Source organism: Mycobacterium sp. MYCO198283, from assembly GCF_021213805.1.
Lineage (GTDB): Bacteria > Actinomycetota > Actinomycetes > Mycobacteriales > Mycobacteriaceae > Mycobacterium.
On record NZ_JAJQJI010000004.1, the window covers coordinates 1 to 21,537 of the forward strand.

The following is a 21,537-nucleotide window of genomic DNA, read 5'->3' on the forward strand; positions in this document are numbered from 1 at the left end:
AGTCCCCGGTCCGCGGCGGCCAACACCTCGGCGTGGCCACCGCACTGGTCCACGAAATGCCCCACACCCTGGCCGCCTTGGCGGCCGGGGCGCTGTCGGAATGGCGCGCCACCCTCATCGTGCGGGAATCGGCGTGCCTGACCGTCGAGCACCGCCGCGCACTGGACGCCGAACTGTGCGCCGACCCCGCCGCGCTGACCGGCTGGGGTGATCGGCGGGTGGCGGCCGAGGCCAAGAAGATCGCCTACCGGCTCGACCCGCACGCCGTGGTCGATCGCGCCGCCAACGCCCCGGCCGATCGCTGCGTCACCCTCCGGCCCGCGCCCGACACCATGACCTACCTGACCGCCCTGCTCCCCATGGCACAGGGCGTGGCGGTGTACGCGGCACTGAAACGGGCCGCCGACATCACCTACGACCACCGCTCCCGCGGCCAGGTCATGGCCGACACCCTCGTCGAACGCCTCACCGGCCGACCCGCCGACGCCCCCGTCCCCGTCGCGGTCAACCTGGTGCTCACCGATGAGACGTTGCTCGCCGGTGACGACGAGCCCGGTGTCGTCACTGGTTACGGCCCGGTGCCCGCGGCGATCGCCCGCCAGCTGGTCGGCGATGCGTTAGGCGACCGTCGCTCTCGTGCCACCCTGCGGCGGCTCTACCGCCATCCGGTGTCCGGCGCCCTGGTGGCGTGCGAGTCTCGCAGCCGCAGATTCCCGAAAGGGCTGGCGACCTTCATCGCCCTGCGCGACCAACGCTGTCGCACCCCGTACTGCGACGCGCCGATACGTCACACCGACCACGCCGAACCGGCGCGCGGAGGCGGTGCATCGACGGCGGTCAACGGTCGAGGCTGCTGCGAGCGGTGCAACTACGCCAAGGAGGCGCCGGGTTGGCGGGTACGCGGCAAAGCCGACGACACCGACGTGCACATCGTCGAATTCGTGACACCCACCGGCGCGCGCCATCGATCGACCGCCCCACCGCTGCCCGGATCACGCCAGACCATGATCAGCCGAGTCGAGACCCGCATCGCCATCGAATTCGCGCGGCTCCACGCTGCCTGAGCACCCGGCGCCTTAGGGTCAGGCGCGAGAGCGGAGGAGTCGACATGGCGTTGCGGGTCATCCAGTGGGCGACCGGATCGGTGGGACGGTCGGCGATCAGGGCGATCCTTGCCCACCCGGAGCTCGAATTGGTCGGCTGCTGGGTGCATTCGGCCGACAAGGCCGGCCGCGATGTCGGTGAGCTCCTGGGCATCCCGCCGATCGGTGTGGCGGCGACGGCGGACGTAGACGAGATCCTGCGCGCCGACGCCGACGCGGTGGTGTACGCGCCGCTGCTGCCGAACGCCGGCGAGGTGGCCGCACTGCTGCAGTCGGGCAAGAACGTGGTGACACCGGTGGGGTGGTTCTACCCGCACGAACGCGAGTCGGCGCCGCTCGAGGCGGCGTGCGACGCCGGACAGGCCAGCCTCCACGGCACCGGCATCAATCCGGGGGGCGCGGTCGAGGTGTTCCCGCTCATGCTGTCCGCGATGTCGTCGGAGGTCACGTTCGTCCGCGGTGAGGAGTTCTCGGACATTCGCACCTACGGGGCGCCGGACGTCGTCCGCCACATCATGTGCTTCGGCGGCACGCGCGAGGAGGCCGAGCAGGGCCCGATGCGCAAGCTGCTCACCGGCGGGTTCGTCCAGTCGATGCGCATGCTGCTCGACGCGCTGGGGATCGCCGACGCCGAGGTGCGCACGGTGCACGACGTCGCGGTGGCGACCGCACCCATCGACTCCCCGATCGGCACCATCGCGCCGGGCCAAGTGGCCGGTCAGCGGTTCTGTTGGGAGGCCGTCGTCGCCGGTGACGTGGTGGCCCGCATCGGTGTGCACTGGCTGATGGGCGACGAGCACCTCGACCCGCCCTGGACGTTCGGCGACGGCGGTGAACGCTACGAGATCGAGGTCCGCGGGGTGCCGGACACCCACGTGGTCATCAAGGGCTGGCAACCGGAGACCGTCGAGGCCGGGCTCACGAGCAACCCGGGCATCGAGGCCACCGCTGCCCACTGCGTCAACGCCGTGCCGTACGTGTGCGCCGCGGCGCCCGGGATCGTGACCTCACTCGACCTGCCGCTGGTCGCGGGCCGTGCGGCCGCGCGGCTGCGCTGACCGTTTCGTGCGGTCCAGATCGTGACCACGCAGCGCCGCGGCGGAAGGCCCGATGAAGCGCCGGTTCGTCGATTACGAGGCCGGTGCCCACGATCCGGCGCCGCGCGGCCCGCTGCCGGAATGGGCGTAGCGGCCCGCCGCTACGCGCCGACGGCCCGTTCGAGGTCTTTCAGCGATTCTTCGAGGTGGCCGAGCAGGCGCTGCAAGGACGGGACTTCGCGGCGGGCGCCGACGAGCCCGAAGTCGAGGTTGTCGGCGTTGTTCGACAGCGTGATGTTCAGCGCCTGACCGTCGAGCGCGATCGACAGCGGATAGTTGCCGTCGAGGCGGGCGCCCCGCCAGTACATCGGCTCCCGCGGCCCGGGCACGTTCGAGATCACCAGGTTGAACGGCGGCGGCGTCGACGTCACCCAGCCGGGCACCGCGCCGAGTCCGAGCGCCGCGATGTTGAACGCGGACACCGCGAGCGCCTGCGTGCGCGGGAGCTCGGAGAACACCTTCTTGTTGCTGCGCATCGAGTGGGCGATGGCATCCAGCCGATCGGCGGGATCCTCCAGGTGGGTGGCGAGGTTGCACAGCAGCGCGCCGACCATGTTGCCGCCGCCCTCGGTCTCGTGCTCGGAGCGCATGTTCACCGGAACCATCGCGACGAGCGGAGTGTCGGGCAGCGCGTGGTGTTCGTCGAGGTAGAGCCGGAGCGCGCCGGCGCACATGGCGAGCACGACGTCGTTGACGGTCACCCCGGCCGCCACCTTGACGTTGCGGATCCGCTCCAACGCCCACGACTGCGCGGCCACCCGGCGGGCCCCGCCGATCGGCACGTTGAACATCGTCTTCGGCGCCCGGAACGGGAGCGTCAGCTGCTGTTCGAGCAAGGCCGCACGCGCCAGCGACAGCGTCGACGGCGCAAGGCCCGCCACCGCGCCGGCCGTCCGGGTCAGCGTCTGCAGGCGCGACGGCTGCTGTGTCTGCTTATCGCGGTGACGCGGACCCAGCGCCCACATCGCTCGGGCCTCCATGTCTTGTGGGTCGGTGGTCAGCGAGCGCTGCAGCAGTTTGGCGGCGGAGACGCCGTCGATCAGCGAGTGGTGGAACTTGGTGTAGACGGCCAGGCGGCCATCGGCGAGGCCTTCGATGAGGTGCGTCTCCCACAGCGGCCGGTGCCGGTCGAGCAGCCCGCCGTGCAACCGCGACACCAGCTCGAGCAGCTCCCGCACGCGGCCCGGCCGGGGCAGGGCGGAGCGACGCAGGTGGTATTCGAAATCGATGCTGTCGTCGAAGGACCACGCCAGCGGGGTGATGCCGCCGAGGATGTTCGCCGGGTGCTTCCGGAACGTCGGCTGGACGTCGTCGCAGTGGATCATCGCGTCGTAGGCCTCGCGGGCGAAATCCTCGCCGGCGTTCTCGGGCGGTTCGAACAGCTGTAGCGAGCCGACGTGCATCGGGTGCTCGCGGGACTCGGCGAGCAGGAACATGGAATCGGTCGGTGAGATCAGCTTCATCGGCACTCCTGGTCGGCGCGGTCGCCTCCTTTGTAGTCCCCGATGGCGTCTCCCACAAACGTTTAGCTGCACTGAGTTTCCGCGCCGCCATCGACGGGAATGCACCCCCGGTGGCGATGACGGTGGCGGTGACCGGACCGACGGGTGAGATCGGTATTTCGACAGTGACGGCGCTCGAAGCGCATCCCGATGTCGACCGGATCATCGGAATGGCAAGGCGCCCCTTCGATCCCGCGGCGCACGGCTGGCGCAAGACGGTGTACCGGCAGGGGGACATCCTCGACCGCGACGCGGTGGACGCGCTGGTGGCCGACGCCGACGTGGTGATCCACCTGGCCTTCATCATCATGGGGTCGCGCAGCGAGAGTGAGCGCGTCAACCTTGCCGGCACCCGCAACGTGTTCGCGGCGACCGTCGCGGCGTCGCGTCCCCGCCGCCTCGTGTACACCTCGTCGGTGGCCGCGTACGGCTACCACCCGGACAATCCCGTCCCGCTCACCGAGGACGTTCCGCCGCGCGGCTCGCCCGAGCACTACTACAGCCAGCAGAAGGCGACGCTGGAGGCCGCGCTGCAGGAGATCACCGCGGGCAGCGACCTCGAGGTGTACGTGCTGCGGCCGTGCATCGTCGCCGGCCCCAAGGCGCCCGCCCTGCGCGACGCCATGCCGTGGACCCACCTGCCCGACGCGGTGCGGCAGACCATCAGGAAGGTGCCGCTGCTCAAGCCGCCCATCCCCGATCCGGGGCATCCGCTGCAGCTGGTCCACCATGACGACGTGGCGTCGGCGATCGCGCTTGCCGCCACCACGGATGCGCCGCCCGGGGCCTACAACATCGCCGGCGACGGCGAGGTGTCGATCTCGGAGGTGGTGTCGGCGTTCGACGCCCGGCCCGTCAAGGTGCCGGCCGTCGCGGCCACCGCGGCGTCGGCCGTGATCGCGCGCATCCCGTTCGTGCCGTCGCCGCTGGAATGGCTGCACATCGCGCGCACGTCGGTCGTCATGGACACGAGCAAGGCCAAGCAGACGTTGGGCTGGACGCCGAAGTACACCACCGCCGAGACGCTGCACGCCCTGGCGTCGAGTTCCTGACCCGGCGGGCCTGCGTCAGCCGGTCGGCGCCTGGGGCGTCCCCGTGCCCGGGGGGAGGACGGTGCCGGGCAGCGGCTCGTAGAGCGTCTCGAGCGGCCGCTGCCCGAGCATGCCGCCGTCGAGATAGCCGTCGACGTGCATGTGGTGGAACCGCATGATCCAGTCGTACGGCCCGATCGGCGCGTTCTCCTGGCCGGCCGGCACGTCGTAGACCACACCGTGTCCGGGCGCGGCCGGCGCCAGGTTCTGCTCGAGCAGATAGCCGTTGTTGAACGGCGACAGTTCGGGATGGGTGTCGCCGAGGCCGCCCGGCGCGGACGGCACGGCGTTCTGCGCCAGCACGAACTCGTTGTTCGTGTTGCCGGAGAGGTCGGGGATGCCGCCGGGCAGTCCGCCCGCGCCGGCCAGCCCGCCCGTCCCCGGCGTCCCCGCCTGCGCCAGCGGATTGGTGAGCGACGCGCTCGGCGGGACGGCCGCGGGCGGAGCCGCCGGATCCGGTGGGCCGTCGACGGGCGGGGCGGGCAGCGGATCGGCGGGCAGTGGATCAGCGGTGGAGGTGGCAGCGGCCGCGAGCGCGCCGCCGACCACCAGCGCACCGGCGGCCACCGCCCGCGCGACGGCCCCACCGACGGGACGGGGTTCCCGCCGGTGGCGGCCCGTGCGCGCAGACGATGTCATGGCTCAGACGACCTTGGCCACGCCGTAGTAGGCGACGACGTCATCGTTGTCGGTGCTCGAGCTGGTGAGCACCGCGTACGACCGCAGGAACGACTGGCCGACGCAGCCGTCCACCTTGACGTGGATGTCCTTCACGGTGACCCGCACCGGCGCCGCCTTGAACGACTTCTTGGTCACCGACACGTTGGTGACCTCACCGGGCTGCGGATGCACCTCGATCTGTCCCTGGATCGGGAACGTCAGGCCGGTCGGCACCGCACCGAGTGCGGTCGTGGGGATGCCCAGGCCCACCGAGCCGTTCAGCTTGACGACGTTGAGCGAGATGCCGCAGCCGATCTGGTAGCCGACCTCCAGCGTCCCGCCGCTCAGCGTGGTCTTGCCCTTGCCCGTCACCTCGCCGGTGAACGTGCCACCCACCAGGTATTCGCGGGACGACAGGGCGGTCGTCAACGGCGGCACCGCCAGTTGGGTCTCGTCCTTGCCGAAGACCTTGAGGTTCCAGCCGTCGGGGGAGTTGGCGATGCCGGGAACCTCCGAGGCGACGGCTCCGGTGTCCGGCGGCGGCGGGGCCTCGCCGGCGAGCGGAACGGCGGGCGCGGGGTCCCCCGGTGGGTCCGCCAGCGCCGAGGGCGCGACGGCGATCGGGATCAGCATGCACGCGGCGACCGCGGCGAGTCGGTTGACCATGATGGTGGGGCCTCTCGTGTGATTCGGCTGGGGATGCGGTGGTCAGATGGCCCGGACGACGCCGAGGTAGGTGATCACGTCGTCGGAGTTGTCGGTCGAGCTCGTCAGCGTCGCGTACGACTGGATGAACGACTGGCCGACGCAGTTGTCGACCTTGACGCGGAAGCCCGTGATGTTGATGCGCGTGGACGTGCCCTTGAACGACTTCTTGTCCACCGGAACGATGTTCACGGTGCCGGGCTTGAGGTTGATCTTGATCTGGCCGCTGACGAGGGTGCCGCCGAAGTTGCCGCCGGCGTTCAGGTTCGGGCCGAGACCGGTGAGGCCCGGGGTGATGCCGATACCACCCTGCAGTTCGACGGGGCCACCGTTGATGCCGCAGCCGATCCGGTAGCCGGCTTCCAGCGAGCCGCCCGCGAGCTTGGTCTTGCCCTTGCCCGTGATGTTCCCGGTGAAGCTGCCGTCGACCAGGTACTCGCGCGAGGACAGCGCCGTGGTGAGCGGTGCCACCGGCTCCATCGATTCGGCGCTGCCCGCGACGGTGACCGTCCAGCCGTCCGGCGTGTTCAGCACGCCGGCGGGCGCCGATTCGATGGGCCCCTGCGGCAGGGCCGGCCCGGACGGGGGTGGCGGTGCGCCGCCGTCAGCGGCCAGGGGGACGGCGGGCGGGGGCGGCGGATCGGCCAGCGCGACGGGCGCGAGTCCTACCGACAGCACCATGCAGGCAGCCGCCGTGGCGGAACGAATGTGCATGTTTGAGCGCCTTTCCAAGGTCCGCTGGGAATCAGGTTGCGGGTCGAATACTCAGGTGGACGGATTGCCGGACGGTAAACGGCATGAAAACAACTGCCGTCCAGGTTCGGGCGGGCCGGCGCCGGGCTGCGGCGGCCGGCGCGCAGCAGGACCGTACGCGGTGACTTGCGTTGCGCCACAGGATTTCTTCGCGATGAATCAAAGAATTGACGGCAGCCCCGACGCACATCACTATGGACGCGCCGACGGCTCTGTCGGCGATTGATCGGTCGGGAGGACGCAATGAAGGCAACGCCCAGTGGCATCGTGGCGACGGCTGCCGCGGCGGTGACGGTGGCATTCGCCCCGTTGGCCGGAGCGGACCCGGCCGAGGATGTCGTGGTCGGCCCGCCGCCGGCGCAGCCCGCGGCAGCGGGTGCGCCGGCGCCCGAAGCGGCCGCCGCGTGTGCGTCGTTCGCCGAAGCCCTGGACGTCGCCGCCACGCATTACGGCAACTTCGCCGACGCCCTCGCCGACCAGGAGGGCGACTACAACGATCAGTGGCTCACCGAGACCAACACCGTGGGGCGCACCGCCCTACGGCAGGCCGCGGGACAGGCGCTCAGTGCCGCGAACACCCCGGGGCTTGCGCCCGACATCGCCAACCCGATGCGGGCGTGGTCGTGGGACGCCACCAAGCTGCTGGTCGGCATGGGCGTCCGCGAGACGCCGGAGTCGATCAACGCCAAGGCCACGGAGCTGAACAACGACACCGAGCAGGCGCAGTTCGCCTGCGCCGCGGCGGGCGCCACCGCCTGACCCGGCGCGCGCATCAGGTCGGCCGCCGCCGCAGCACGATGATGTTGTCGACCAGCGTCCCGTGCTGGCCGTCGGGGCCGGTCGCCTCGCGCTCGGCGGGTCCCGCGTGCACGGTCTCCCAGCACGCGGCGTCGAGCGCCACCCCGTCGAGCACCTCGTCGACGGTGGGGAACCGGTGGTCGTGCAGGTGCTCCGCCCACGACGGGGCGGCGCCGTGGTCGACGACGAGCAGCGTTCCGGTGGGCGCGATCGTGGCGGCGGCGCGGCGGAGCACCGCGCCGCGGTCCCATTCCACCGGCGCCTGTAAGAAGTGCGCGGACACCAGGTCGAACGGTCCCGCAGGGAAGTCCGCAGCGAGATCGATGCGGCGAAAGTCGATGCGGTGAGCCACGTTTGCCCGCTCGGCCGCCGCTGACGCCCGCCGGATCGCCTCGGCCGCGATGTCGGTGGCGACCACCTGCCAGCCCCGCGCGGCCAGCCACACCGCGTCGCCGCCCTCGCCGCAGCCCAGATCGAGCGCCCGTCCCGGCGGCAGGCCGGCCGCGAATTCGACGAGCCGGGCGTTCGGTCGCCCACTCCAGATCCTGTCGCGTTCGGCGTAGCGCTGCTCCCACCAGGTGGCGGCGTCGTAGTCGTCCATGGGGTAGTCGTCCATGACGTCGACCTTGCCGACGCCACCGGCGCCTGCCAAGCTTTCTTGCCATGCAGGCAAACGGCGATCTCGACCAGCGGGTGCGGCGGCGGCTGCGCGCACTGCGGTCCGATCGCGGCTTGACGCTCGACGAGGTGTCCCGGCGCGCCGGGATCGACGTGTCGACGCTGAGCCGGCTCGAATCGGGGAAACGCCGGCTGGCGCTCGATCACCTGCCGCGGCTGGCCGAGGCGCTGTCGGTGACCATCGACGACCTGCTGCGCGCACCCGACCAGCCCGACCCCCGCGTCCGCGGGTCGGCGTTCCGCCACAACCAGATCACGTTCTGGCCGCTCACCCGCGAGGGTTCGGCAACCGGCTTGCAGGCGTTCAAGATTCGCATCAGCCCGCAACGGCGCACACCGCCCGCCGAGCTCCCGGTGCACGACGGCCGCGAGTGGATGTACGTGTTGTCCGGGCGGTTGCGACTGCTCCTCGGCGACGCGGAATTCGTCGTCGAACCGGGGCAGGCGGCCGAATTCAGCACCTGGACGCCCCACTGGTTCGGCGCGGTGGAGGCGGTGGCGATCTTCGGCGCGCACGGCGAACGGGTGCACGTGCGCACCGGCGACGTGCAGGATTGATCGGTGGCCACCAGCGCAGGACAAGACGGCGTCACGCTCACCAATCTCGACGAACCGCTGAGCCCCGACGCCGGCGCCACCAAGCGTGACCTCGTCGACTATCTCGACGCGGTCGCCGACCGGCTGGTGCCGGTGCTCGCCGGCCGGCCGCTGACCGTGCTGCGGATCCTGCGGGGTCAGGCGCCGTTCATGCAGAAGAACGCGCCCAAGTACACGCCGGACTGGATTCCGACCGTGCCGATCTGGTCCGCGGCGTCTCACCGCGAGGTGCGCTATCTGCTGTGCAACGACCGACGGACGTTGCGCTGGCTGGCCAACCAGCGCGCCGTCGAATACCACCCCGCGCTCGGGCTCGCCGCCGACCTGCACCGGCCCACGCACCTGATCCTGGACCTCGACCCGCCCGCGGGCGGCGACTTCACGGCAGTCGTGACCGTCGCCCACCTGGTGCGGCGAGCGCTCGGCGACTGCGGCTTGGCCGGGGCGGTGAAAACCAGCGGCGCCAAGGGAATTCACGTGTTCGTGCCGATCGGCGGGGCGACGCCGGTGGAGGACGTCGCGGCGGCCACGCGGGCGCTGGCCGCCCGCACCGAGGCGCTCGATCCCGAGCGAGCAACCACCGCCTACATCGTCGCCGACCGCGCCGGCAAGGTATTCGTCGACTCCACCCGCTCCGGCGGTGCGACCGTCGCCGCCGCCTACAGCCCACGCCTGCGTCCGGGGCTGCCGGTGTCCTTTCCGCTCGCGTGGTCCGACCTCGACCAGGTCAAGCCAACGGATTTCACCGTGCACACCGCGGTCGACGCGCTCGCGGGCGGTGACCCGTGGGCGACGACCATGCCGGCGCCGCAGCGACTGCCCGACGACCTGATCGCGCAGGGGCACACGATTCCGGTCGCCCGGGTGGCCGCCATGCACGAGGGGAAGCGGCGGGCGCGGGCCCGGCGCTCCGAACAGTCCTAGCGGGCCGCGGCGTTCGCCACGTTGCCCTCGCTGTGCTCGTCGGTCTCGTCGGTGAACGAGACGGCGCGCACGAACGGGGTGATGAACGCGTCGAACAGCGGCGGCGCCAACCGGTACGCGGCGATGGCCGCCCAGTTGAACCAGCCGACCTGGCGTTCGCTGCTGCGTCGGCGTCGCGTCGCGCGGACGATGGCGGCGGCGATGGTCTCCGGCGCGTCGGCGGTGGGCGGCACCTTCGGCGCGCGGCCGAGATAGTTGCCCGCCGTCCCGTACACCGGCGTGTCGACCGGGCCCGGGTAGATGCCGTGGATCCGGACGCCCGGCAGCTGGTGGTTCTCCTGGCGCAGCGTACGGACCAGCCCGTTCAGCCCGAACTTGCTGACGACGTAGGCGGATTGGAACGGCACCGCCGTGGTCCCGAGCAGCGACCCGACGAGCACGAGGTGACCGTTGCCATGGGCCTGGAAGTGCTGCAGCGCGGCGCGCGCGACGTTCGCCGCGCCCAACAGATTCGTGCGCACGATCCTGTCGAACACGTCGACCGGCACGTCCTCGAACCGGCCGAACGCGGTGATGGCCGCCGACTGCACCGCGATGTCCACCCGCCCGAATCGGTCGATGGCCGCCTCGAACAGGGAATCGACTTGGTCGTGCTCGGCGATGTCGGTCGAATGGACCATCACCTCCGCCGCGCCGGCCTTGACGCACTCGTCGGCCACCTCCAGCAGCGCGTCCTCGGTGCGGGCGGCGAGCGCGATGCGGGCGTTCAGCCGCGCGAAGTGCAGCGCCGTCGCCCTGCCGATGCCGCTGGAGGCGCCGGTGATCACGACGGCCGGGGATGTGGGAAGTTGCGCGTTCATCCCTGCTCGGCTACCCGGGATCGATCGGCGGAAACGACTCGTCAGATCCCGGTCATCTCCTCCAACCCGCTTAAGGTGACGCGGGTGAGCAGCTCCGGCGACGCCTTCTTCACCACCGCTGACGGCAAGACCTTCGAGCCGGGTCCGCTGGCACGCGGCCCGTGGGGTCCCACCGTCGGCGGCCAGCTGGTGAGCGGCCTGCTCGGCTGGGCCGTCGAACGCGACGCCGGCCAACCGGAGTTGCTGCCCGCCCGGTTGACCGTCGACCTGCTGCGGCCCACCTTCCTGGAGCCGGTCCGGGTGACCACGACGGTGCAGCGGGAGGGCCGGCGGATCAAGGTCGCCGACGTGACGCTGACGCAGCGCGACGAGGTGGTCTCGCGCGCCAGCGCGGTGTTCCTGCGGCGCGGCGAGGAGCCGGACACCCGCGTGTGGTCGACGCCGGTCGCCATGCCGCCGCTGCCCGCCGAGCCGGCGGACCTGCCGCCGGATGCGCCGATGGCGCTGTGGGCGTTCGGCGCCGACGCCGGCAGCTTCGACGCCGGCGCCTGGCAGCAGGCCGAGCACCCGAAATTCGCCTGGGTCCGGCAGGTTCGCCCGCTGATCGCGGACCACGAGGTCACGCCGTTCACCCGGGCGGTGATGTGCGGCGAGGTCACCAGCCCGCTGACCCACTTCGGCACGGGCGGGCTGCGCTACATCAACGCCGACTACACGATCACGCTGAGCCGGCTGCCCGAGGGCGAGCACATCGGGCTCGCCGCCTACACCCACCACAGCGCGGCGGGCGTCGCGACCGGCACCGCCACGCTGTTCGACACGTGCGGCCCGATCGGGACGGCCATGGCCGTGGCGCTCGGCCAGGCTGCCGAGGCGTTCCGGCCCGAGCGCCCCCGGCACGACTCGAACGTGCGACCTAGAGATTAGAAGGCTCTTGCTCTATCCAGCTGAGCTACGGAGGCCAGTGCGCCGGTCAGTCTAACGCGGCCCGGCGTGCCGCCCGCCCGACTAGCGTTGGCGATCATGAGCGATGCCGCTGCCGACCGTCGCCGGTCCGACGAGCTGGGCGCCGTGGACGTGCTGATGCACCGCGGCGAGGCCAACCCCCGTACCCGCTCCGGCATCACCACCGTCGAGATCCTGGACGTCACACCGGACTGGGAGCGCTACCGGCGCTGCTTCGAGGTGGCGTCGCGCCAGGTGGTCCGGCTGCGGCAGAAGGTGGTGACGCCGACGCTGCCGACGACGTCGCCGCGCTGGGTGGTGGATCCGGACTTCAGCCTCGACTACCACGTACGCCGCATGCGCGTCCCCGAGCCCGGCCGGCTGCGCCAGGTCCTCGACATCGCCGAGATCGGCGTGCAGTCACCGCTCGACATCTCCCGGCCGCTGTGGACCGCGACCCTGGTCGAAGGGCTCGCGGGCGGCCAGGCCGCGTCGATCCTGCACTTCAGTCACGCCGTCACCGACGGACTCGGCGGCGTGGAGATGTTCGCCCACCTGTACGACCTGGAGCGCGACCCGCCGCAGCGGCGACTGCCGCCCGCACCGGTGCCGCAGGACCTGTCGCCGCGCGACCTGATGCGCGAGGGCATCGGCCGGTTGCCGCTCACCCTGGCCGGCGGGGTCGCCGGCGCAGTGGTCGGCACGGCGAAGGCGGTCGGCCGGTCGGTGCGCGCGCCGGGCTCGCTCGTCGGCGGCGCCATCGACTATGCGCGGTCGGGGGCGCGGGTGGTGACGCAGGCCGCCGAGCCGTCGCCGCTCCTGCGCCGCCGCAGCCTCGCCAGCCGCAGCGAGGCGATCGACATGGACCTCGGCGACCTCCACCGCGCCGCCAAGGCCGCCGGCGGGTCCGTCAACGACGCCTACCTCGCGGGCCTCTGCGGGGCGTTGCGCCGCTACCACGTCGCGCTCGGCGTGCCGATCGCCACGCTGCCGATGGCGGTCCCGGTGAACCTGCGCGCCGAGGACGACGCCGCCGGCGGCAACCGGTTCGCCGGCGTCAACATCGCCGCGCCGATCGGTGAGGCGGACCCGGCGGTCCGCATCACCAAGGTGCGCCGCCAGATGACGCAGCGGCGCGAGGAGCGCGCGCTCGACGTCATCGGTTCGGTCGCGCCGGTGCTGAGCGTGCTGCCCGCCGCGGTGCTCGAGGCGATGACCGGGTCGGTCATCTCCGCCGACGTCCAAGCCAGCAACGTGCCGGTGTATCAAGGGGACACCTTCGTCGCCGGCGCGAAGATCCTGCGGCAATACGGCATCGGGCCGCTGCCAGGGGTGGCGATGATGGTGGTGCTGCTGTCCCGAGGAGGGGTGTGCACGGTGACGGTGCGTTACGACCGCGCGGCGGTGACCAAGGAGGGGCTGTTCGCGCGCTGCCTGCAGGAGGGGTTCGACGAGGTGCTCGCGCTGGCGGGCGACCCGCCGCCGCGGGTGACGCCGGCGTCCTTCGGCGACGAGGAGCACCCGTGACGTCGCCGCACGACCTGCGGTTGCCCGGCTCGGTGGCCGAGGTCATGGCCAGCCCCGAGGGCCCGCACATCGGGGCCTTCTTCGACATGGACGGCACGCTCGTCGCCGGGTTCACCGGCGTCATGCTCACCCAGGACCGGTTCCGGCGCCGCGACATGGGCGTCGGCGAACTGATCACGATGATCCTCGCCGGTCTCAACCACCAGCTGGGCCGGCTGGAGTTCGAGGGGCTCATCACCAAGGTCGCCGCCGCGCTGCGCGGCCGCCACCTCAGCGACCTCGACGAGATCGGCGAGCGGCTGTTCCGCCAGCAGGTGGAGAAACGCATCTATCCCGAGATGCGGCAGCTGGTGCGCGCTCACCTGGCGCGCGGACACACGGTCGTCCTCAGCTCGTCGGCGCTGACCATCCAGGTGGAGCCCGTCGCCCGGTTCCTCGGCATCCCGAACACGCTGACCAACCGTTTCGAGGTGGACGACAACGGTGTGCTGACCGGCAACATCGTCAAGCCCATCCTGTGGGGACCCGGCAAGGCCAGCGCGGTGCAGGCGTTCGCCGCCGACCACGGCATCGACCTGCGCGACAGCTACTTCTACGCCGACGGCGACGAGGACGTCGCGCTGATGTACCTGGTCGGCAATCCCCGGCCAACCAACCCCGAGGGCAAGATGGCGGCGGTCGCCCGCAAGCGGGGCTGGCCGATCCTGCGGTTCACGAGCCGCGGCGGCGGCGGGCTCTTCGGCCAGCTGCGCACCCTGGCCGGGGTCGGCTCGCTGCTGCCGGTCGCGGCCGGCGCCGTCGGCGTCGGGCTGCTCGCCGGCGACCGGCGCCGCGGCGTCAACTTCTTCACGTCGAACTGGCCGCACCTGCTGCTGGCGGCCGGCGGTGTGAAGCTCAACGTGGTCGGCGAGGACAACCTGTGGGCGCAGCGGCCCGCGGTGTTCCTGTTCAACCACCGCAACAATTTCGACCCGATCATCGCGTGCAGCCTGGTCCGCGACAACTTCACGTCGGTCGCCAAGAAGGAGCTCGAATCCGACCCGCTGGTCGGCAATCTCGGCCGCATCATCGACGCCGCGTTCATCGACCGCGACAACCCGGCGGCGGCGGTCGAGGGCCTGCACAAGGTGGAAGAGCTTGCCCGCAAAGGCATCTCGATCGTCATCGCGCCGGAGGGAACGCGGCTGGACACCACCGAGGTCGGGCCGTTCAAGAAAGGTGCTTTCCGCATCGCGATGTCGGTGGGCATCCCGATCGTGCCGATCGTCATCCGCAACGCGGAGGTGATCGCGGCGCGGGACTCCTCGACCCTGCATCCCGGCACCGTCGACGTCGCGGTGTTCCCGCCGCTTCCGGTGACCGACTGGACCCCCGACGACCTGACGGAACGCATCGCCGACGTCCGCCAGCTCTACCTCGACACGCTGCGGGCGTGGCCGCTCACCGACGACGACGTCCGCCACCCGATCTACGACCGGCCGGCCGCACCGAAACGCGCCCCCCGGAAACGGTCGAGCGCCAAGCGGTCCGGCGGAAAGGGGCGCACATGACAGGCGGGGCGAGCGAAGCGACGGGGCGTGTCTCGGTGACGCCGTTCACGGCCGAGGACGACGCGCTGGTGCTCGCCTCGGTGTCGTCAGTCGCCGAGGCCCACCTGCTGACCGACTGGTTGGCGCAGCAGCGCCGCGACCACCCCGACGCGACGGTCGAAGTGCTGGAGCTGCCGCACGACGATCCCGAGCCCGGTGTGCTGGCGCAGCTCGTCGGGCTGCTGGAGGCCGACGACGACCGGCTGGTGGTGCCGGTGCGGGTGTTCTGGCGACCCGGTGGGCTGCCCACGCGCTCGAAGATCGCGGCGCTGATCTCCGGCCGCGACACCTACCGGCCGCCGGAGATCCTGCAGTCGCGGATCTTGAAGCGGGACCCGTCGCGGGCGGTGGTGGTGGCCGGCGAACCCGCGAAAGTCTCGGAGCTGCGCCAACAGTGGCACGACACCACCGTCGCCGAGAACCCGCGCGATTTCGCCCGATTCGTGCTCCGCCGCGCCGCACTCGCCATCGAGCGCGTGGAGCTGCGACTGCTCGGGCCGGAGTACAAGTCGCCGCGGCTGATCAAGCCGGAACTGTTGGCGTCGACACGCTTTCGCGAGGGTCTCGCCGAGATCCCCGGCGCGACGCTGGAAAAGGCCGGCGAGATGCTCGACGAGCTCAGCACCGGCTGGAGCCGCTTCTCGGTCGACCTGATCCCGACGCTGGGCCGCGCGATCTTCAGCCGCGGCTTCGACCCCGACATCGACTACGACCGCGAACAGATCGAGGCGATGCGACACGCGCTCGAGCGCTATCCCGCCGTGCTGCTGTTCTCGCACCGGTCGTACCTCGACGGCGTGATCGTGCCGGTCGCGATGCAGGAGAACGGGTTACCGCCCGTGCACACCTTTGCCGGCATCAACCTGTCCTTCGGCTTCATGGGGCCGCTGATGCGGCGCTCGGGCGTCATCTTCATCCGCCGCAAGCTCGACGACCCGCTGTACAAATACGTGCTGCGGCAGTTCGTGGGCTACATCGTCGAGAAGCGGTTCAACCTCAGCTGGTCCATCGAGGGCACCCGGTCGCGGACCGGAAAGATGTTGCCGCCCAAGCTCGGACTGATGAGCTACGTCGCCGACGCCTACCTCGACGGCCGCTCCGACGACATCCTGCTGCAGCCGGTGAGCATCAGCTTCGACCAGTTGCACGAGACCGCCGAGTACGCCGCCTACGCCCGCGGCGGCGAGAAGACGCCCGAGGGTCCGAGCTGGCTGTACAAATTCATCAAGGCCCAGGGCGACCGCAACTTCGGCCGCATCCACGTGCGCTTCCCCGAAGCGGTGTCCATGCGGCAGTACCTGGGCGCGCCGCACGGCCCGCTGGCGTCCGACCCCGCCGCCAAACGCCTCGCCATGCAGAAGATGGCGTTCGAGGTCGCGTGGCGCATCCAGCGCGCCACCCCGGTCAACGCCACGGCCCTGCTCTCGGCGCTGCTGCTGAGCACCCGCGGCGTCGGGCTGACGCTCGAACAGCTGCACCACACGCTGCAGGACTCGCTGGACTACCTCGAGCGCAAGCACACGCCGCTGACGGCCAGCGCCGAACGGCTGCGCACCACCGACGGGGTGTGCGCCGCGGTGGACGCATTGTCGGGCGGCCATCCCGTCACCCGCGTCGACGGGGGCCGCGAGACGGTGTGGCAGGTGCTGCCGCAGCACGAGCACGAGGCCGCCTTCTACCGCAACTCGGTCATCCACGCCTTTCTGGAGACGTCCATCGTCGAGCTGGCGCTGGCCCATGCCGCGCGCGCCGACGGCGACCGGGTGGCGGCGTTCTGGGCGCATGCCATGCGGATCCGCGACCTGCTGAAGTTCGAGTTCTATTTCGCCGAGTCGAGCGAGTTCCGCGCCAATCTCGCCGAGGAGATGAACTGGCAGGCCTCCTGGGAGCGCCACGTGCGCGCGGGCGGCGACCAGGTCCGCGAGCTGCTGCACGCCAAGAAGCCGCTGATGGCACACGCGATGCTGCGCACCTTCTTCGAGTCCTACGCGATCGTCGCCGACGCGCTCCTGGACGCCGACGCCGAGGTGGACGACAAGGAGCTCACCCGCGTCGCACTCGGGCTCGGCAAGCAGTACCTGGCCCAGGGGCGGGTGCGCAGCAACGAGTCGGTGTCGGCGCTGCTGTTCGCCACCGCCCGGCAGGTGGTGGCCGACCAGGGTCTGCTGACGCCGGCGCCGGACCTCGCCGAACGCCGGCGGGCGTTCCTCGCCGAGCTGCGCACGATCATGGCCGACGTCGACGACATCGAGCAGCTCGCCCGCACCCAGTTCGCCGAGCGCGAAGCGGCCCGCCTGGGCCGCATCCCTACCCTGGAGTGGTGACCCTCGCTCCGACGCGCACCCGGCCGGCGGCCCCGCTGCTGCTGGGCGTCGCCGTCCTGGCGGGAGTGACGGCCGCCGCCATCGGTGCGCTGTCGCTGGCCGACGCACTCACCGCGACCGGCCTGCCCTCGCCCGGGCCCGTCACCAATTACGGGCTCCCGTTCGTGCGGGCGGCGGGGGAGATCGCGGCCGTCGTCGCCGTCGGATCGTTCCTGGCCGCGGCGTTCCTCGTCGCGCCACAACAAAGCGGCGTGCTGGACGCCGCCGGATACCGCGCGCTGCGCGCCGGCACCGTCGCGTCCGGGGTGTGGGCGGTGTGCGCAGCGCTGCTGGTGCCCCTGACGCTGTCCGACCTGTCCGGGCGGCCGTTCACGGCGATGCTCGATCCCGTCGAGCTGTGGTCGCTCGCCGGCATCGTCGAGGTGGCCGGCGCCTGGCGGTGGACCGCCGTGATCGCCGCGGTGGTCGCCCTGGTGAGCCTCCCGGTGCTGCGGTGGACGCTGACGCCGGTGCTCACCGCGGGGGCGCTGGCGAGCCTGATCCCGCTCGCGCTGAGCGGGCACTCGTCGTCGGGCGGCGCCCACGACCTCGCCACCAACAGCTTGCTCATCCACCTCGTCGCGGCGGCGCTGTGGGCCGGCGGACTGCTCGCGCTGCTGGCGCACACCTGGCGCGGACTCGGCGACGGCCACCTGGCCGCACGGCGGTTCTCGATCCTGGCGGGCTGGTGTTTCGTCGCGATCGCCGGCAGCGGCGTGATCAACGCGCTCGTGCGGATCTCACCGGCCGAGCTGCTCTCCACCGCCTACGGCCGCCTGGTGCTCGCCAAGGCGGCGGCCTTCGTGTTGCTCGGCGTGCTCGGCTGGCAGCAGCGGCGCCGGGGCGTGGCCGCGCTGCGCGACGACGGCACCGATCGCGGCGCGCTGCTGCGGTTGGCGCTGCTCGAGGCGGTGATCTTCGGGATCACCTTCGGCATCGCCGTCGGACTGGGCCGCACTCCGCCGCCGGCGACGGGACGGTATCCGTCGGTGACCGAGGTCGCCATCGGGTACGACTTCGCCGGCCCGCCCACCGTCGCGCGCGTGCTGTTCGACTGGCGGTTCGACCTCATCTTCGGCACCGCCGCCGTCGTCATGGCCGGGCTGTACCTGGCCGGCGTGTGGCGGTTGCGGCGCCGCGGCGACTCCTGGCCGGTCGGCCGGACCGCGGCCTGGCTGCTGGGCTGCGCGACCGTGCTGGTGGCGACCTCCAGCGGCATCGGCCGCTACATGCCCGCGATGTTCAGCATGCACATGGTGGCGCACATGCTGCTGTCGATGCTGGCGCCGATTCTGCTGGCGCTGGGCGGCGGGGTGACGTTGGCGCTGCGTGCGCTGCCGGCCGCCGGCCGCGGGCAACCGGCCGGACTGCGCGAGTGGATCCTGCTGGCGCTGCACTCGCGGGTGTCCCGGGCGCTCACCCATCCGGTGGTCGCGACGGTGCTGTTCGTCGTCGGCTTCTACGCGCTGTACTTCGGCGGGATTTTCGACGCCGCGGCCGACGGCCACGCCGCGCACCTGGCGATGAACGCGCACTTCCTGCTCAGCGGCTACCTCTTCTACTGGGTGGTTATCGGCATCGACCCCACCCCGCGGCCGCTCCCGCACCTGGCGAAGATCGGCATGGTCTTCGCGTCGCTGCCGCTGCACGCGTTTTTCGGCGTGGTGCTGATGGGCAGCGACACCGTGCTCGCCGAGCCGTTCTACCGGTCGCTGCAGCTGGGCTGGCACACCGACCTGCTGGGCGATCAGCGCCTGGGCGGGGCGATCGCATGGTCGGCGGGCGAGGTGCCGCTCATGGTGGTGCTGATCGCGCTGCTCATCCAGTGGCGGCGCAGCGACGACCGGATCGCGCGCCGCACCGACCGGGCCGCCGACCGCGACGAGGACGCCGACCTCGCGGCGTACAACGCGATGCTCGCCGAGCTGTCCCGCCGCGGCGGCGACTGATCCCCAGCCGCGCATTCCTCCACAGGCCGGCGCTCCGTCCGTCCCCGCGGACCCGCTGCTGTCGGTGCCGAGGCGGTCAATGGCTCCTGACAAGCACGACGGCTTCCGCCGCCACCCCCACCACAGGAGCACCGCCATGTTCGAGACACCCATCACCGTCGTCGGCGCCATCGTCACCGACCCCGTCCGCCGCCACGTCGGCGCCGCCGAGCTGTTCAAGTTCCGCGTCGCGAGCAACTCCCGCCGCCGCACCGCCGACGGCGAGTGGGAGGCGGGCGACTCGCTGTACGTCACCGTGAACTGCTGGGGCCGGCTGGTCACCGGCTGCGGCGCGGCGCTCGGCAAGGGGTCGCCGGTGATCGTCGTCGGCCACGTCTACACCAGCGAGTACGACGGCAGCGACGGCGTGCGGCGCTCCACGGTGGAGATCCGGGCGACCGCCGTCGGACCGGACCTCGCGCGCAGCATCGTGCAGATCGTGCCGGTGCGCCGCGGCGACCAGCCGGGCATCGCGGCCACCGCGGAGACTCCCGCCGCGGCGCCGGCCGACGACGGCGCCGAGAACGTCGACGAGCCCGTCGACTCGACCGGGCCGCTGCCGCTGTCGGCCTGACCCCGCGAGGCCGCGCCTAGGATGGTCCGCGAGCATTTCCCCGCCCGCGACCAGAAAGGTGTCAGACGCGGCATGGCTGAATTCATCTACACGATGCGGAAGGTCCGCAAGGCGCACGGCGACAAGGTCATCCTCGACGACGTCACGCTGAACTTCCTCCCCGGCGCGAAGATCGGCGTGGTCGGACCGAACGGTGCCGGCAAGTCGAGCGTCTTGCGGATCATGGCCGGCCTCGATCAGCCGAACAACGGTGACGCCTACCTGCAGCCGGGTGCGACGGTCGGCATCCTCATGCAGGAACCGCAGCTCGACGACGACAAGACCGTCCGCGAGAACGTCGAAGCGGGCGTGGCGGTCAAGGGCAAGCTCAACCGGTACAACGAGGTCGCCGAGCTGATGGCCACCGACTACTCCGACGAGCTGATGGAGGAGATGGGCCGGCTGCAGGAGGAGCTCGACGCCGCCGACGCGTGGGACATCGACTCGCAACTCGAGCAGGCCATGGATGCGCTGCGCTGCCCGCCGCCCGACGAGCCGGTCACACACCTGTCCGGCGGTGAGCGGCGGCGGGTCGCGCTGTGCCGGCTGTTGCTGAGCAAACCCGACCTGCTCCTGCTCGACGAGCCGACGAACCACCTCGACGCCGAGAGCGTGCTGTGGCTGGAGCAGCACCTGGCCGACTACCCCGGCGCCATCCTGGCCGTCACCCACGACCGGTACTTCCTGGACAACGTCGCCGAGTGGATCCTCGAGCTCGATCGCGGCCGCGCCTACCCCTACGAGGGCAACTACTCCACGTACCTGGAGAAGAAGGCCGAGCGGGTCGCCGTGCAGGGCCGCAAGGACGCCAAGCTGCAGAAGCGGCTGCAGGAGGAGTTGGCGTGGGTCCGCTCGGGCGCCAAGGCCCGGCAGGCCAAGAACAAGGCGCGGCTGGGGCGCTACGAGGAGATGGCCGCCGAAGCGGAGAAGACCCGCAAGCTCGACTTCGAGGAGATCCAGATCCCGACGGGCCCGCGGCTGGGTAACGTGGTGGTCGAGGTCTCCCACCTCGACAAGGGCTTCGGCGGCCGGCCGCTGATCAAGGACCTCTCCTTCACCCTGCCGCGCAACGGCATCGTCGGGGTCATCGGCCCCAACGGCGTCGGCAAGACCACGCTGTTCAAGACCATCGTCGGGCTTGAACAGCCCGACAGCGGCGAGGTCAAGGTCGGCGAGACGGTCAAGCTCAGCTACGTCGACCAGAGCCGCGCGGGCATCGACCCGAAGAAGACCGTCTGGCAGGTGGTCTCCGACGGCCTGGACTACATCGAGGTCGGGCAGAACGAGATCCCGTCGCGCGCCTACGTGTCGGCGTTCGGGTTCAAGGGCCCGGATCAGCAGAAGCCGGCGGGCGTGCTGTCGGGTGGCGAGCGCAACCGGCTCAACCTGGCGCTGACGCTCAAAGAGGGCGGCAACCTGATCCTGCTCGACGAGCCCACCAACGACCTCGACGTCGAGACGCTGAGCTCCCTGGAGAACGCGCTGGAGAAGTTCCCCGGCTGCGCCGTGGTGATCAGCCACGACCGGTGGTTCCTGGACCGCACCTGCACGCACATCCTGGCGTGGGAGGGTGACGACAGCAACCCGGCGAAATGGTTCTGGTTCGAGGGCAACTTCGGTGCCTACGAGGAGAACAAGGTCGAGCGGCTCGGCGCCGAGGCGGCCCGCCCGCACCGAGTCACCCACCGCAGGCTGACCCGCGACTAGTGTTGTCGGCTGCGTGCCCGGCGACGACGCCGGCACG

General features: G+C 71.4%; 19 protein-coding genes and 1 tRNA gene. 13 read left to right on the top strand and 7 right to left on the bottom strand.

Translation table 11 applies throughout. The annotated features are described in order from the left end of the window. A partial coding sequence (locus tag LV457_RS09000; protein ID WP_232170469.1) for a DUF222 domain-containing protein occupies positions 1 to 1,064 on the top strand: 1,064 nt, incomplete at its 5' end. 44 nt (positions 1,065 to 1,108) lie between these two features. Further along, the gene (locus LV457_RS09005; RefSeq protein WP_232170470.1) at positions 1,109 to 2,161 is read left to right on the top strand and encodes a dihydrodipicolinate reductase; all 1,053 of its coding nucleotides are present in this window, start codon (positions 1,109 to 1,111) and stop codon (positions 2,159 to 2,161) included. Positions 2,162 to 2,301: 140 nt separating this feature from the next. On the opposite strand, the gene LV457_RS09010 is transcribed toward LV457_RS09005, so the two are convergent. Next, positions 2,302 to 3,663 (bottom strand): wax ester/triacylglycerol synthase family O-acyltransferase, encoded by a 1,362-nt coding sequence (locus tag LV457_RS09010; protein WP_232170471.1) that lies wholly within the window; start codon positions 3,661 to 3,663, stop codon positions 2,302 to 2,304. A gap of 110 nt (positions 3,664 to 3,773) precedes the next feature. On the opposite strand from LV457_RS09010, the gene LV457_RS09015 reads away from it, so the two are divergent. Then, positions 3,774 to 4,754, top strand: coding sequence for an NAD-dependent epimerase/dehydratase family protein (locus LV457_RS09015; RefSeq protein WP_232170472.1), 981 nt, complete (start codon positions 3,774 to 3,776; stop codon positions 4,752 to 4,754). A 15-nt stretch (positions 4,755 to 4,769) separates the two neighbouring features. Here the strand turns inward: LV457_RS09015 and LV457_RS09020 are convergent, their stop codons facing one another. From LV457_RS09020 to LV457_RS09030, 3 genes are read right to left on the bottom strand one after another with little or no spacing between them, the layout of a single operon-like run. After that, complete coding sequence (locus LV457_RS09020; protein WP_232170473.1) at positions 4,770 to 5,432, bottom strand: hypothetical protein; 663 nt, start codon at positions 5,430 to 5,432, stop codon at positions 4,770 to 4,772. Positions 5,433 to 5,435: 3 nt separating this feature from the next. Then, on the bottom strand, positions 5,436 to 6,119 hold the full coding sequence (locus LV457_RS09025; protein WP_232170474.1) for an MspA family porin: 684 nt from the start codon (positions 6,117 to 6,119) through the stop codon (positions 5,436 to 5,438). A 42-nt stretch (positions 6,120 to 6,161) separates the two neighbouring features. Then, a complete protein-coding gene (locus LV457_RS09030; RefSeq protein WP_232170475.1) occupies positions 6,162 to 6,872 on the bottom strand; it encodes an MspA family porin in 711 nt (236 codons plus the stop codon). A 282-nt stretch (positions 6,873 to 7,154) separates the two neighbouring features. Here LV457_RS09030 and LV457_RS09035 point away from each other — a divergent pair, with 282 nt between their 5' ends. Next, on the top strand, positions 7,155 to 7,670 hold the full coding sequence (locus LV457_RS09035; protein ID WP_232170476.1) for a hypothetical protein: 516 nt from the start codon (positions 7,155 to 7,157) through the stop codon (positions 7,668 to 7,670). A gap of 13 nt (positions 7,671 to 7,683) precedes the next feature. On the opposite strand, the gene LV457_RS09040 is transcribed toward LV457_RS09035, so the two are convergent. Further along, the gene (locus tag LV457_RS09040) at positions 7,684 to 8,325 is read right to left on the bottom strand and encodes a bifunctional 2-polyprenyl-6-hydroxyphenol methylase/3-demethylubiquinol 3-O-methyltransferase UbiG (RefSeq protein WP_232170477.1); all 642 of its coding nucleotides are present in this window, start codon (positions 8,323 to 8,325) and stop codon (positions 7,684 to 7,686) included. Positions 8,326 to 8,372: 47 nt separating this feature from the next. Here LV457_RS09040 and LV457_RS09045 point away from each other — a divergent pair, with 47 nt between their 5' ends. Both LV457_RS09045 and LV457_RS09050 read left to right on the top strand, forming a co-directional pair. Further along, entirely contained in the window at positions 8,373 to 8,945 is a 573-nt protein-coding gene (locus LV457_RS09045; protein WP_232170478.1) for a helix-turn-helix domain-containing protein, read from the top strand. A 3-nt stretch (positions 8,946 to 8,948) separates the two neighbouring features. Then, positions 8,949 to 9,908 carry a DNA polymerase domain-containing protein gene (locus tag LV457_RS09050; RefSeq protein WP_232170479.1) on the top strand — a complete coding sequence of 320 codons (960 nt, stop codon included), beginning with the start codon at positions 8,949 to 8,951 and terminating at the stop codon, positions 9,906 to 9,908. Here the strand turns inward: LV457_RS09050 and LV457_RS09055 are convergent. Continuing rightward, a complete protein-coding gene (locus tag LV457_RS09055; protein WP_232170894.1) occupies positions 9,905 to 10,768 on the bottom strand; it encodes an SDR family oxidoreductase in 864 nt (287 codons plus the stop codon). The genes LV457_RS09050 and LV457_RS09055 overlap by 4 nt on opposite strands. A 75-nt stretch (positions 10,769 to 10,843) precedes the next feature. Between LV457_RS09055 and LV457_RS09060 the strand changes: the two genes are divergently transcribed. Continuing rightward, on the top strand, positions 10,844 to 11,695 hold the full coding sequence (locus LV457_RS09060; protein ID WP_232170895.1) for a thioesterase family protein: 852 nt from the start codon (positions 10,844 to 10,846) through the stop codon (positions 11,693 to 11,695). Here LV457_RS09060 and LV457_RS09065 read toward each other — a convergent pair. Next, positions 11,657 to 11,730: transfer RNA gene (locus tag LV457_RS09065), tRNA-Arg, on the bottom strand. The two genes, LV457_RS09060 and LV457_RS09065, sit on opposite strands and share 39 nt — an antisense overlap. 61 nt (positions 11,731 to 11,791) lie before the next feature. On the opposite strand from LV457_RS09065, the gene LV457_RS09070 reads away from it, so the two are divergent. The 6 genes from LV457_RS09070 (at position 11,792) to ettA (ending at position 21,500) form a co-directional block, all read left to right on the top strand. Next, positions 11,792 to 13,240, top strand: coding sequence for a wax ester/triacylglycerol synthase family O-acyltransferase (locus LV457_RS09070; RefSeq protein WP_232170480.1), 1,449 nt, complete (start codon positions 11,792 to 11,794; stop codon positions 13,238 to 13,240). 44 nt (positions 13,241 to 13,284) lie between these two features. Beyond that, positions 13,285 to 14,790, top strand: a complete 1,506-nt coding sequence (locus LV457_RS09075) for an HAD-IB family hydrolase/lysophospholipid acyltransferase family protein (RefSeq protein ID WP_232170897.1) — start codon at positions 13,285 to 13,287, stop codon at positions 14,788 to 14,790. Beyond that, positions 14,787 to 17,153: a glycerol-3-phosphate 1-O-acyltransferase gene (locus LV457_RS09080; protein WP_232170481.1), complete on the top strand. Its 2,367-nt coding sequence runs from the start codon at positions 14,787 to 14,789 to the stop codon at positions 17,151 to 17,153. The genes LV457_RS09075 and LV457_RS09080 overlap by 4 nt, the downstream gene beginning before the upstream one ends. Next, a complete protein-coding gene (locus tag LV457_RS09085; protein WP_374198778.1) occupies positions 17,150 to 19,141 on the top strand; it encodes a cytochrome c oxidase assembly protein in 1,992 nt (663 codons plus the stop codon). Before LV457_RS09080 ends, LV457_RS09085 begins: the two co-directional genes overlap by 4 nt. Before the next feature lie 136 nt (positions 19,142 to 19,277). Next, entirely contained in the window at positions 19,278 to 19,754 is a 477-nt protein-coding gene (locus LV457_RS09090) for a single-stranded DNA-binding protein (protein WP_232170483.1), read from the top strand. Positions 19,755 to 19,826: 72 nt separating this feature from the next. Next, on the top strand, positions 19,827 to 21,500 hold the full coding sequence (gene ettA / locus LV457_RS09095) for an energy-dependent translational throttle protein EttA (protein ID WP_232170484.1): 1,674 nt from the start codon (positions 19,827 to 19,829) through the stop codon (positions 21,498 to 21,500). The last annotated feature ends 37 nt before the right edge of the window (positions 21,501 to 21,537 follow it).

Excerpts from the sequence above, each read along its gene's own strand:
- LV457_RS09030 (WP_232170475.1), bottom strand. The coding sequence starts at position 6,872 with ATGCACATTCGTTCCGCCACGGCGGCTGCCTGCATGGTGCTGTCGGTA.
- LV457_RS09055 (WP_232170894.1), bottom strand. The coding sequence starts at position 10,768 with ATGAACGCGCAACTTCCCACATCCCCGGCCGTCGTGATCACCGGCGCC.
- ettA (WP_232170484.1), top strand. The coding sequence starts at position 19,827 with ATGGCTGAATTCATCTACACGATGCGGAAGGTCCGCAAGGCGCACGGC.
- LV457_RS09020 (WP_232170473.1), bottom strand. The coding sequence starts at position 5,432 with ATGACATCGTCTGCGCGCACGGGCCGCCACCGGCGGGAACCCCGTCCC.
- LV457_RS09005 (WP_232170470.1), top strand. The coding sequence starts at position 1,109 with ATGGCGTTGCGGGTCATCCAGTGGGCGACCGGATCGGTGGGACGGTCG.
- LV457_RS09090 (WP_232170483.1), top strand. The coding sequence starts at position 19,278 with ATGTTCGAGACACCCATCACCGTCGTCGGCGCCATCGTCACCGACCCC.
- LV457_RS09025 (WP_232170474.1), bottom strand. The coding sequence starts at position 6,119 with ATGGTCAACCGACTCGCCGCGGTCGCCGCGTGCATGCTGATCCCGATC.
- LV457_RS09080 (WP_232170481.1), top strand. The coding sequence starts at position 14,787 with ATGACAGGCGGGGCGAGCGAAGCGACGGGGCGTGTCTCGGTGACGCCG.
- LV457_RS09070 (WP_232170480.1), top strand. The coding sequence starts at position 11,792 with ATGAGCGATGCCGCTGCCGACCGTCGCCGGTCCGACGAGCTGGGCGCC.
- LV457_RS09010 (WP_232170471.1), bottom strand. The coding sequence starts at position 3,663 with ATGAAGCTGATCTCACCGACCGATTCCATGTTCCTGCTCGCCGAGTCC.
- LV457_RS09040 (WP_232170477.1), bottom strand. The coding sequence starts at position 8,325 with ATGGACGACTACCCCATGGACGACTACGACGCCGCCACCTGGTGGGAG.
- LV457_RS09075 (WP_232170897.1), top strand. The coding sequence starts at position 13,285 with ATGGCCAGCCCCGAGGGCCCGCACATCGGGGCCTTCTTCGACATGGAC.
- LV457_RS09045 (WP_232170478.1), top strand. The coding sequence starts at position 8,373 with ATGCAGGCAAACGGCGATCTCGACCAGCGGGTGCGGCGGCGGCTGCGC.
- LV457_RS09035 (WP_232170476.1), top strand. The coding sequence starts at position 7,155 with ATGAAGGCAACGCCCAGTGGCATCGTGGCGACGGCTGCCGCGGCGGTG.